At 45.8% G+C, this 11,258-nt stretch carries 9 protein-coding genes (1 of these 9 running past the window's edge); 7 read left to right on the plus strand and 2 right to left on the minus strand.

The window, feature by feature from the left end; translation table 11 throughout:
• Positions 1–2: 2 nt before the first annotated feature.
• Positions 3–857: an SdiA-regulated domain-containing protein gene (locus QQL36_RS11435; RefSeq protein ID WP_321569789.1), complete on the minus strand. Its 855-nt coding sequence runs from the start codon at positions 855–857 to the stop codon at positions 3–5.
• Between the two features lie 83 nt (positions 858–940).
• On the opposite strand from QQL36_RS11435, the gene QQL36_RS11440 reads away from it, so the two are divergent.
• From QQL36_RS11440 to QQL36_RS11460, 5 genes are read left to right on the plus strand one after another with little or no spacing between them, the layout of a single operon-like run.
• Entirely contained in the window at positions 941–2,191 is a 1,251-nt protein-coding gene (locus QQL36_RS11440; protein WP_321569790.1) for a Pycsar system effector family protein, read from the plus strand.
• Positions 2,192–2,198: 7 nt separating this feature from the next.
• Entirely contained in the window at positions 2,199–4,277 is a 2,079-nt protein-coding gene (gene ppk1 / locus QQL36_RS11445; RefSeq protein WP_321569791.1) for a polyphosphate kinase 1, read from the plus strand.
• A complete protein-coding gene (locus QQL36_RS11450) occupies positions 4,264–4,779 on the plus strand; it encodes a thioredoxin family protein (protein WP_321569792.1) in 516 nt (171 codons plus the stop codon). The genes ppk1 and QQL36_RS11450 overlap by 14 nt, the downstream gene beginning before the upstream one ends.
• Positions 4,776–5,249, plus strand: a complete 474-nt coding sequence (locus QQL36_RS11455; RefSeq protein WP_083730163.1) for a DUF4442 domain-containing protein — start codon at positions 4,776–4,778, stop codon at positions 5,247–5,249. The genes QQL36_RS11450 and QQL36_RS11455 overlap by 4 nt, the downstream gene beginning before the upstream one ends.
• A 15-nt stretch (positions 5,250–5,264) precedes the next feature.
• Entirely contained in the window at positions 5,265–6,671 is a 1,407-nt protein-coding gene (locus tag QQL36_RS11460; protein WP_321569793.1) for an MBL fold metallo-hydrolase, read from the plus strand.
• A gap of 141 nt (positions 6,672–6,812) precedes the next feature.
• On the opposite strand, the gene QQL36_RS11465 is transcribed toward QQL36_RS11460, so the two are convergent.
• Positions 6,813–9,344: a M1 family metallopeptidase gene (locus tag QQL36_RS11465; RefSeq protein ID WP_321569794.1), complete on the minus strand. Its 2,532-nt coding sequence runs from the start codon at positions 9,342–9,344 to the stop codon at positions 6,813–6,815.
• 156 nt (positions 9,345–9,500) lie between these two features.
• Here QQL36_RS11465 and QQL36_RS11470 point away from each other — a divergent pair, with 156 nt between their 5' ends.
• Together QQL36_RS11470 and QQL36_RS11475 are read left to right on the plus strand one after the other, a co-directional pair.
• Positions 9,501–10,013, plus strand: coding sequence for a biotin/lipoyl-containing protein (locus tag QQL36_RS11470; RefSeq protein WP_321569795.1), 513 nt, complete (start codon positions 9,501–9,503; stop codon positions 10,011–10,013).
• Between the two features lie 65 nt (positions 10,014–10,078).
• Positions 10,079–11,258 carry the 5' portion of a DUF4476 domain-containing protein gene (locus QQL36_RS11475; protein WP_321569796.1) on the plus strand. 461 nt of this gene lie beyond the right edge of the window, so only the first 1,180 of its 1,641 coding nucleotides appear in the window; it begins with the start codon at positions 10,079–10,081; the stop codon falls past the right edge of the window.

The raw sequence follows: 11,258 nt of genomic DNA on the forward strand, positions 1-11,258 counted from the left end.
CGTTACTGAGGTCTTTGGTTATATTTAAACTTGAGGATATTGGCCGACGATTCATCAGCTGATTCATTCGAAATATACATATCGCCATTCGGGGCAAAAGAAATGCCTTCCGGTTGTCGGAATACTGTATGTTTCAGATTATAGGCTTCCTGTACTTTTCCATCCAGGTCAGTGATCACTAACAGTCTATTTACAGCAGACAGTATGTACAGCCGCTTTTCAATAGGGTGAATGGCAGCTGCTGATGGCTTGAACAGGGTCATTTTTTCGCCGCTAAGACGTTCAATATCTGCGATATTGATACGGTAGAATGGATTATCATCAAATGTCCATGTCTTCATATCAAAGCGGTAGGCGGTATTATAACCCTTGTCCTTATCATCAGCGCAGGCTTTGCAAACCATGATCATCCCATCATTGCGGGGATCATAGTAGAGGGTTTCAAACTCGTTTTTGCCATCTATTGGTAGTTTATAATTGATGGCATCAGTAGAGTCAGAAAAAAGACCTGTCACCTGATAGAGGTGCCCCTTGCTTTTCAGTACCAGCCAATTTTTGCCATCGGTAGCGAGGTCTTCATAATCCCCGCTCTTGTCGAATTTCCAGTTGGGGTAAGGCGTATTGCCTGTTACATCGATAGAAAATACACGGCCCTGTTCATCGTTGATAGCCAGAATATGGTGTTCATCCGGCGCCAGTACAATGCCTGAAATCTCTTGCATGGACTGTCTTACATGAAACCGGGTGGGTTCCTCAAGTTTATATCCTTTCGGAGATTCGTATTTTTTATCCCTGTTGTTGTAATAATTACATGAAGTAAACAACAGGCAAACTATTAATAAATGTCGTAGAGTCATAAGATGAGCAGTATGGTGGAATAAAATTAACTCAAAAATGCAGTAACTTGCTGATCTCAGTTTTGCTTTTTTAACCAAGCCTTATGCAGACAAGTGTAATCATCGACGCCGCACAACAATATGTGACAACACAGTACCAGGATCATCCTCTCCCCAATCTGGTGTACCATAACCTGGAACATACCAGACAGGTTGTTGCAGCAGCAGCGCAGATTTCAGCGCATTACCGGTTACAGGATACCGACCTTTTAGTCGTGTATATAGCAGCCTGGTTTCATGACCTGGGCTACCTGCTGGGGGAGTCTAAAACACATGAACAGACAGGTGCTTCACTGGCCCGTAATTTTCTAAATGAACAAATGGTACCGTTAAATATACAAGAGCAGGTAACTGGTTGTATTATGGCTACCAAAATGCCACAGGAACCTCACAACCTGCTGGAAGAGATTGTTTGCGATGCAGACCTCTTCAACTTTGGTACGAAGGAGTTCAGGAAGCGGACCAAGGTATTGCACCAGGAAATAGAGCTTACACATAAGAAGGAGATTACTGGTGCTGATTGGACAGCTGGTACATTGAAACTGCTGCAAGCGCATCATTATCATACCGCTTACTGTCAGGCACTCTTACAGGAGCAGAAAGAGGAGAACATTGCGTGGTTGAAAAAACGCCTGGAGAAACAGGAGGATAAGGCAGAGAAGAAGGGAGGGAAAAAAGAAGAGAAATTAGAAGAAGCTGTTGCTAAAGAAAGTAAAAAGCTGAAAATCGATAAGCCGGAAAAGCAAAACAAAGAACCGAAAGCCGGCAGAGGGGTGGAGACCATGTTCCGTACCACTTCCTCCAATCATATCCGCCTGAGTGCCATGGCCGACAGCAAGGCGCACATCATGATTTCAGTGAATTCTATCATAGTATCTGTGATACTCGGTGTACTTTTCCGCAAGCTGGAAGACTATCCTAACCTGATCATCCCTTCAGTATTATTCCTCACCACAGGAGTGATCACCATTATCTTCTCAGTACTGGCTACCCGTCCAAATGTGAATAAAGGTAAGTTTATCAGGGAAGACATCGTCAATAAAAAGACAAATCTCCTCTTCTTTGGTAACTTCCATGAAATGGAGCTGGAGCAGTATAAATGGGGTATGACAGAGATGATGAAAGATAGCGATTACCTCTATGGTAGCATGATCCAGGATATCTACCATCTTGGGGTAGTACTGGGTAAAAAGTATAAACAACTACGCATCGCGTACAACATATTTATGTTTGGTCTGATCATTTCAGTGTTGGCATTTGTGATAGCCGTGCTGTTCTTCCCTGTGCATAACTAAGTGATATATGAATACTCCACTGTATGACCGTGATCTGAGCTGGTTATCATTTAACTACAGGGTGCTGAGCATGGCCAGAGATCCTGCGGTGCCGCTGTATGAGCGCATTCGCTTCTTGTCCATCTTCTCCTCGAACTTAGATGAGTTCTTCCGTGTACGTATGCCCGCTGTCATGGCAGTGAATAAACTGGTGCGCGACAATCCTGAAGTAGCAGGGGAAGAAACGCTTTCTACCGATACGCTTCCCATTATTCAGCAGGAGATCAACAGACAGTTGGGCGAATTTGGGCATACCCTTACCCAGCAGCTCCTGCCGGCATTAAGAGATAACAGGGTTGATCTTTACTATAACCAGGAGATCCTGTCTTCGCACCTGGCTCCTATGCGGGAGTACTTCCAGACAAAGATCCAGGGCTTTCTGCAACCCTTTTGGCTGGACAAGAAAAAGCCCAAAGATGCATTCCTGGAGAATAACCAGCTTTATCTGGTAGTATCCGTTTCTCCTGAAAATGAACCTGATCGCCTGCAATATGCAGTGGTCAATATTCCCAGCAGTGAACTGCCCCGTTTCTTTGAACTCCCACAAGTTCAGGATGTCAGCTACATCGTGATGCTGGACGACATCATCCGGGAAAATGTAGGCTGGCTGTTTCCGGGATATACCGTCAATGGTTGCTATAGTATCAAGATCACTCGTGATGCAGAAACTGATATGAACGAACTGGCCAGTGATATACTGGACCAGGTAGAAACCATGATTGCCAAAAGAGAACTGGGTATCCCTACCCGTTTTCTCTATGACAGCAGCATGCCATTGGCCTTGAAACAATTACTGGGTAATTACTTCAGTATCCTGCCACAGGAAATGGTGCCGGGAGGCCGTTACCACAACCTGAAGGATTTAGCAGACCTGCCCATGCCTGTAAAGTCTCCGCTGTTCACCTATCCTAAGCAGCCTTCGGCTCATCTGCCACAACTGGATCAGGTACCGCATCTGCTGGAAGAGGTATTACAAAGGGATATCATTCTCCATCCCCCTTACCAACGATATGATTACATTCTCCGTTTCTTCAACGAAGCGGCGACTGATCCCACTGTCAAAGAAATTTACATTACACTATATCGCATTGCAGCCAGTTCACAGATTGCCAATGCCCTTATCAGCGCTGCCCGCAACGGTAAACAGGTAACGGTATTCGTAGAGCTGAAAGCCCGTTTTGATGAAGCCAACAATATCCGTTGGGCCAAGAAAATGAAGGCAGCTGGTGTGAAGATCATCTATAGCATTCCGGGGTTGAAGGTACATGCCAAGATAGCCCTGGTAAAACGTAAACGTGGTTACCAATGGGATTATGCAGGGCTGATGGCCACGGGAAATTTCAATGAAAGCACCGCCCGTTTTTATACAGATCATGTATTGCTCACAGCACATCCGGGTATTACCCAGGAACTGGAACTGTTGTTCTTATATCTACAGGCCCGCCAGCAACCGGATAAGTATAATTACCTGAAATTCAATCACCTGCTGGTGGCGCAGTTTAACCTGAAGACCCGGTTCTCCGAACTGATAGACAGGGAGATTGCCAATGTAAAAGCTGGTAAACCTGCGCATATCATCATCAAGCTGAATAATCTGCAGGAAAAGGATATGATTGCCAAACTGTACGAAGCCAGCGAAGCAGGAGTAAAGGTAGACTTGATTGCACGTAGTATCTGTTGTCTGCAACCCGACCAGCCGGAAAGCAGCAATATCAAAGTAAGAAGAATTGTAGACCGCTACCTGGAACATGCGCGGGTATTCATCTTCCATAACAATGGGGAAGAAGAAGTGTATATGGGTTCTGCAGACTGGATGAACCGCAATATCCACAGGCGTATAGAAGTCTGTTTCCCGGTATATGCAAAGGAACTGGCTGCCCAGTTGAAAGAGATTATCAATCTTCAATTGGCAGACAATACCAATGCAGTGATGCTGGATGCGCAGTTGCACAATATATCTTTGACTCCTGAAAAGGGTGCACCTGCTGTCAATGCCCAATTGGGAATCTATCAATATATTCAATCACTGGAAAATGACCATCATTAGTCGCTTATTCATCGCCTTACTGTGTCTTTGTGCCACTACTACTTTATCTGCACAGGAAAAGCATTCCCTGGACCTGGAGCATATTTATAACCCGGGTGCCGATGCTGCGGCAGACCTGGCAGCTATTCAGCAGCAGGCGGCGGCTGCCAAAAAACACATATTGGTACAGGTAGGCGGCAATTGGTGCATATGGTGTAAGCGATTTTATAAATTCACGGAAGAGGATAGCACGTTGAAAAGCCTGCTGAACAAGAACTTTATTGTATACCATCTGAATTATAGCAAGGAGAATAAGAACCTGCCTATATTGCAAAAGCTGGGTTATCCACAGCGTTTCGGTTTCCCGGTGATCGTGATCCTGGATGCAAAGGGCAACAGACTACATACACAGGATACCGGTTTACTGGAATCCGCAGATTCATATGATCAGAAGAAGATAGCGATGTTATTGAAGCAATGGGGCCCGGATGCGCTCAACCCTGCTTATTACACTAATCAATGATAAAATTCCAACGTTTAGTAACACAGCCCTGGAAGTTTTCCCTGTTTTTGTTGTATAAATTACCGGCAGCATGGCTGGCAGGGGTAAGGGTACAACAATTGACCCCTGCTGTTTGTATCACTTCCGTACCTTTCAGGTGGTTGTCACAGAATCCTTTTAAGTCTACCTATTTTGCCTGTCTGGCTATGGCGGCAGAAATGAGCACGGGATTACCGGCTATGTGGTTTACGGCCGATGCGGCACCTGCCCGGGTATCCATGTTAGTAACGGGTATGCAGGCCAGCTTTCTGAAGAAAGCCACAGGGAAGACTTATTTTACATGTGAAGAACTGGACGGGATGCAGGTAGCTATACAGCATGCAGTAGCTTCGGGGGAGCCTGTCGCCATCACAGTCAACACTACTGGCAGAAGCCACGATGGCACAGTAATTGCCACGTTCGCGATCACCTGGTCGTTTAAGAAACGCTGATAAAAATCAATCATTATGAAGATAGCCTTTCATGGGGCGGCACGAACTGTTACCGGTTCGAAACACCTGATTACATTAAAGAATGGGAAAAAGATCTTATTAGATTGCGGCATGTTCCAGGGTATGGGAAAGGACACAGATGCCATGAACTTTGACCTGGGTTTTGACCCATCTACTGTTACCATGATGGTATTATCCCATGCACATATTGACCACACAGGCCTGATTCCCCTGTTGGTAAAAAGGGGTTTTAAAGGCCATATCTTTTGTACCCCCGCTACATTTGACCTCGCCCAGATCCTTTTGATGGACTCCGCCAGGATACAGGAAGAGGATATAAAGTTTACCAATAAAAAGCGCCGGAAAGTAGGATTGCCGCAGGAAGAGCCGCTGTATACAGTGGATGATGCTAAAAAGAGCATATCTGCTTTCAAAAAGGTAAAGAGCTATAAAGAATGGCACAGAATAGATGACGAGGTGGAAGTGATGTTTACAGATGCGGGGCATATCATAGGTAGTGCGGCAGTGACTCTTCGCATAACAGAAGGGGGCAAACCAACGATCATTACTTTCAGTGGGGATATTGGCAGGTACAATGATGCGATCCTGAAATCGCCGGATACTTTTCCACAGGCAGATTACATCCTCATGGAATCTACCTATGGCAGTACCCTGCATGCGGAAGCGGCACCAGCTACCGATGTATTGCTGAGGTATATACATGATACCTGTAAGGTAAAGAAAGGAAAGCTGATCATCCCGGCATTCAGCGTTGGTCGTACACAGGAATTGCTGTATGCCCTGAATAAGGCGCAGCTGGATGGTAAGTTGCCAAAGGTGGATATCTTTGTGGATAGCCCGCTATCCACGGAAGCGACAGAGGTGGTGACAGCCCATCCGGAGTTGTTCAATAAGTCCGTGGCGAAGCTGTTGCAGATTGATGACGATGTATTTGATTTTCCGGGGTTGCATTTTATAGAATCCGTGGATGAGTCAAAGAACCTCAATTTTCGTCAGGAACCTTGCGTGATTATTTCAGCTTCAGGTATGGCGGAAGCAGGTAGGGTAAAGCATCATATTGCTAATAATATTAGTGATACTAAAAATACCATACTGATGGTGGGTTATTGTGAACCGCAATCATTGGGTGGCCGGTTAATGAGAGGAGCGAAGGAAGTATCAATTTATGGTACCCGTTATGAGGTGAGGGCAGAAGTGGGAAGTATCCGGTCAATGAGTGCCCATGGCGATTATGAAGATTTAAGCCAGTGGTTGTCTTGTCAAAACCCGAAAGAAGTGAAGAAGTTGTTTTTGGTGCACGGTGAGTATGAGGTGCAGCAGATATTCAGGAATTGGTTGTTGAAAAAGGGATTTGGGGATATAGAGGTGCCTGAAAGGCATTCTGAGGTTGGATTGGGATAAGGTTTCTGCGAGTGTTCTTCGACGCTTCTTCGAGTGTTGTTCGAGTGTTCTTCGAATGGTGTTCGATGCTTCTTCGACGCTTCTTCGATGCTTGTATATCTAAAACCCGGTTTTGCTGTAAGGCAAAACCGGGTTTTTCTTTTAGTCCTTTAACTCACTGATCACTTTCTTAATATAATCATACTGCTTCATCAGGTCTGCTTTTTTATCAGCAGGTGCGATGGTCGCCTTGTCCAGTTTTCTCTTGGCCACTGGCTGCAGCATATTGACCATATAATTGGTCACCATCTTGTTATTGAAGGTTTTCACCATATCCCTGATCTGGCCTACGCCTTTGATCACGATATCAGCGTTATCCACATTTGCCAGGATGGTGATATACTGAATAGCATCTTCCACCTTTTCCTGACCACTTGCTTCGTCAAAGGTTTTGGAAAAGAACGCGATGTCATCTTCATTCCCCTTTTTTGCATACACATTTGCAATCGCATTGCGCAGTGCACCTTTAGCGGTAGCTTCCATTTGCTTCGCTAAAGTATAAGCTTTATCAGCATCAATAGAAGAGAGGCTTGTCAGCGCCGCACCTGCAGCGGCATAAGACTTGTCTTTGGTCGCTGCTTCGAACAGGGAGGTGAACTGTCCATCTTTCAGAGAGCCCAGTTGTCTCAGGGCAGCTGCACGAACAGTCGCATTGTCATCGTTCTTGGCCAGTTGCTGTAGAACAGGCAGGGCGGCAGATTTTACTGCATCGTCGCTCAAATTCAGTCCTTTGATAGCCAGGGAGCGAATACCATAGAATTTATCTTTCAGGGCAGCAATTACCACCTTGCGGGCACCGGTATTAGACTGATCTTTCAGGCAAGCTTCCAGTGCTTCCCTGCGATCCAGGTAGTTAGGTGCATTGTTGAACTGGAAGATGTAGGTGTTCAGGTCCCTGTGATCAGCGATATCAGCCAGCAGCACTTTGTCCGCATCTACATTTACCAGGTCTGGTTTCGTTGTATAAGGGAAGGTGAAGGAAGCCGTTTTATCGGTCACATTCACCAGGTGACGTTCTTTTTTACCACCTGCATAGATATCAATCGCCATTGGCAACTGGAAGATCTTGCCTGATTCCTGGGTTTGGGCGATATTGACAGTCACCGTTTTAGCACCGTCATTGTATTGGTAGCTTACATCCAGTTTAGGGAAGCCGTCGCCAAAATACCATTGGTTAAAGAACCAGTTCAGGTCTTCGCCGGTTACTTCTTCAAAGGCCAGGCGCAGCTGATGAGCTTCGGCAGGTTTGAAGGCATTGGTCTTCAGGTAGAGGTTCAGGGATTTGAAGAAGGCGCTATCACCTACAACATTGCGGAGCATATGCAGGATACGGCCACCTTTCTGGTAGCTTACAGCGTCGAACATATCTTCCTTGTCATGGTAGTGAAAACGCACCAGGTCACGGTCGCCGGCATATTCGGCGAACTGTTTGTAGCTTTCCATGGCTTCCAGCGCATGTGCATCTGCATCGTCTTTACCATATTTATGTTCCAGCCACAGGTATTCACTATAGTCGGCAAAAGACTCATTCAGGGTCAGGTTGCTCCATGACTCAGCCGTTACCAGGTCACCAAACCAGTGATGGAAAAGTTCGTGGGCGATAACAGATTCATTGTAGTTGTTATTATCCAGCAGTTCTCTGTCAGTTTTCTGTACGAAATCGCCGTGCAGGGTAGCAGTGGTATTTTCCATAGCACCGGATACATAGTCTCTTACTACGATCTGGGCGTACTTAGGCCATGCATACTCATAACCGAGGATGTTGGAGTAGAAGGTGAGCATTTCAGGGGTGTTCCCGAAAATGGCTTTTGCGTATGGTTCGTACGCTTTTTCCACATAGTAGCTTACTTCTTTGCCACGCCATTGTTCCTTTACGATAGCGAATTCACCTACTGCCATCATGAACAGGTAAGGGGAGTGGGGGAGGTCCATCTTCCAGGTATCGGTACGGGTACCATCGGGGTTATTCTTTTGGCTTACCAGTTTACCGTTGGAGAGGGTCACGTATTTCTTTTCGACAGTCATACTGATCTCTTCGGTACATTTCTGGGCGGTCTTATCAATAGTAGGGAACCATACAGAGTTGGATTCGGTTTCACCCTGTGTCCAGATCTGGATCGGTTTATTTTTGTCCGTGCCATCCGGGTTGATAAAATACAGGCCTTTGGCGTCAGTGATAGCTGCGCTGCCGGAAGCACTGATTTCTTCTGGTCTGGCCACGTAATCTATATACACAGTATACGATTCGGAGCGGTCATATATTTTATCTAGTTGTATATGCAGCTGGGTGCTATCGTAAGTATACTTCAAAGGGGTGTTTTTACCACCTTTTACAAGTGCAACGGTTTTGACATCCATGCCTTTGGCATCCAGGGTCAGGGAATCGGTTGCGTAGAAGTGAGGCTTGAGGGTCAGCCATGCTTTACCGTACAGATATCTTTTGGCGTAATCAAAGCGGACATCCAGTTTGGTATGGGAGAGGTCGTTCACTCTTGTTGCAGTGGCTCTGTAGATCTTCAGGAGAGGATCATTGGCATTGTCTGGTTGCTGTGCATAAGCGGGGGAATAACACATGCTTCCAGTCAGACATACTACCAGCAGGCCGTTTAGTGCTTGCTTGAAAGATTTTGACATTGTAAGAAATTGATTTTTGCAACGAATTAACGAGTATTCTTAGAAATAAATGGGATTTGGGTTGTTAAAAACCTCTTCCTTTCTGAAAAATATTTAAAAGGCCCCTTCCTTGCTGCCGCAAGGCTCCCAAAAAAAGCTATTTTTGTCTCAGTTCAGATGAAACAACTTATGATCAAAGCAATCGTAAATGGCACCACGCCATTTGCAATCAATACGGCACCTGAAGGGCTCTCCTGCAATGGGCAGGCCGTACAATGGTCTGGGCTGGAATTGCCTACCGGCAATTATAGTGTAATATTGGATGGGCGGAGTTATACAGCTCAGGTCATCAACATAGACAAAGACGCAAAAAAGGTAAAAGTCCTGATTGAGCAACAGGCATACGAGGTCGCTATCGAAGAGCCGATAGACCAGCTGCTGGCAGCCATGGGTATCAACCACGGCGCCACCCGCAAGGTAAACGATATCAAGGCGCCAATGCCCGGACTGGTACTGAAAGTATTGGTTTCGCCAGGCCAGGCAATTAAGAAAGGCGATCCGGTACTTATTCTGGAAGCCATGAAAATGGAGAATGTATTTAAGGCAACCGCAGATGCAATCGTTAAGGAAATCAAGGTTTCTGAACGAACTGCTGTTGAAAAAGGGGAGGTCCTCGTTATATTGGAATAGTATTTGTTTTCTAAGCAGCCGCGTGGGTTTTGATGAACACCTTTCCGGGGTTATATTATATTTCTATGATTAAGTATTTGAAAAAATCTTTATTGATACCGTGCTTTCTCCTGATGACATTGCAGATGACAGCTCAGGATAAGCAGTACTATATTTATATACAAAGCGAAAGGTCTCAGCCTTTCTATGTACGCTTTGATGGAAAATTACTCAGCTCTTCCGATAAAGGCTATCTCATTATTTCCAAACTGCCTGCTGGTACAGCCAATATGCGTATTGGATTTGCAAAAAGTGAAGTACCTGAACAGCAGTACCTGGTAAAAGTTGGCGGTTCCAATGACCAGGGGTACCTGTTGAAGCAGGATGGCTTATATAATATCGTGACTTTTGCAGCCACCAGGCCTGTGAAGAAGAGTGAAGAAGCGACAGTAGCAGCAGCGCCTGCACCTGTAGTGGAAACACCGGCGCCGGCTCCGGTTACAGAACCACCTGCACCGACACCAGCTCCTGTTGAGACAGCAGCAGCACCTGCTCCTCCTGTTCCGGAGCCACAAAAGGCCATGATGGATTCTATGCAAAAGGATCTGGCAGCAGCTTTCCCAAATAAAGATGCAGGGGTGACAGTAGGTCCTGGAACCCGTCCGGTAAAACCAACCAGTAAGTTTTCAGAATCCCTTGATAGGGTCGTAAAAGATGACAGACCAGAGGAACCTCTGGTAGATCCGAATGCCGGAACAGGGATGATCCTGGCACCTGCAAAGGATACCACAGTGGCTGTTCAGCAACCTGAAGAAAAGAAAGGACGTAAGAAACGCAGGGATAGAGAACCACTTACAGATGAAGAACAACAGATTCTTGCTGACGTAATGGCGGAAGAACATAAGGCAGCAGCAACACCAGCACCTGTACCCGCAACTGATCTGGCTGTTACTACTGATACGGCGGTAACAGTTATGACAGAACCGGCATCAGCTCCTGCTCCTGTTGTAACAGAAGATGCACCTGTACCTGATAAAAAAGCTAAGAAAGCAAAGAAGAAAAAATCAGAAGACCCTGCATTTATCGATTTTCAGGATGGTAGCAATGCACAGGCAACACCTTCAGCCGCTGTAGATGTTGCTACTGTATCAGTTGCTCCTGCCATTGAAGAACCAGCACCTGCTCCTGTTTCTAAGAAGAAAAAGCGTAAAACAGATACAGAAGAGCGTCCTAATAATGTATTAACAGACGATTCTTCCGGTTATG

The sequence above is a fragment of the Chitinophaga sp. LS1 genome, from assembly GCF_034274695.1.
GTDB lineage: Bacteria > Bacteroidota > Bacteroidia > Chitinophagales > Chitinophagaceae > Chitinophaga.

What these genes read in the sequence shown, in the direction of transcription:
- QQL36_RS11435 (WP_321569789.1), bottom strand. Translation starts at nt 857, where the DNA reads ATGACTCTACGACATTTATTAATAGTTTGCCTGTTGTTTACTTCATGT.
- QQL36_RS11440 (WP_321569790.1), top strand. Translation starts at nt 941, where the DNA reads ATGCAGACAAGTGTAATCATCGACGCCGCACAACAATATGTGACAACA.
- ppk1 (WP_321569791.1), top strand. Translation starts at nt 2,199, where the DNA reads ATGAATACTCCACTGTATGACCGTGATCTGAGCTGGTTATCATTTAAC.
- QQL36_RS11450 (WP_321569792.1), top strand. Translation starts at nt 4,264, where the DNA reads ATGACCATCATTAGTCGCTTATTCATCGCCTTACTGTGTCTTTGTGCC.
- QQL36_RS11455 (WP_083730163.1), top strand. Translation starts at nt 4,776, where the DNA reads ATGATAAAATTCCAACGTTTAGTAACACAGCCCTGGAAGTTTTCCCTG.
- QQL36_RS11460 (WP_321569793.1), top strand. Translation starts at nt 5,265, where the DNA reads ATGAAGATAGCCTTTCATGGGGCGGCACGAACTGTTACCGGTTCGAAA.
- QQL36_RS11465 (WP_321569794.1), bottom strand. Translation starts at nt 9,344, where the DNA reads ATGTCAAAATCTTTCAAGCAAGCACTAAACGGCCTGCTGGTAGTATGT.
- QQL36_RS11470 (WP_321569795.1), top strand. Translation starts at nt 9,501, where the DNA reads ATGAAACAACTTATGATCAAAGCAATCGTAAATGGCACCACGCCATTT.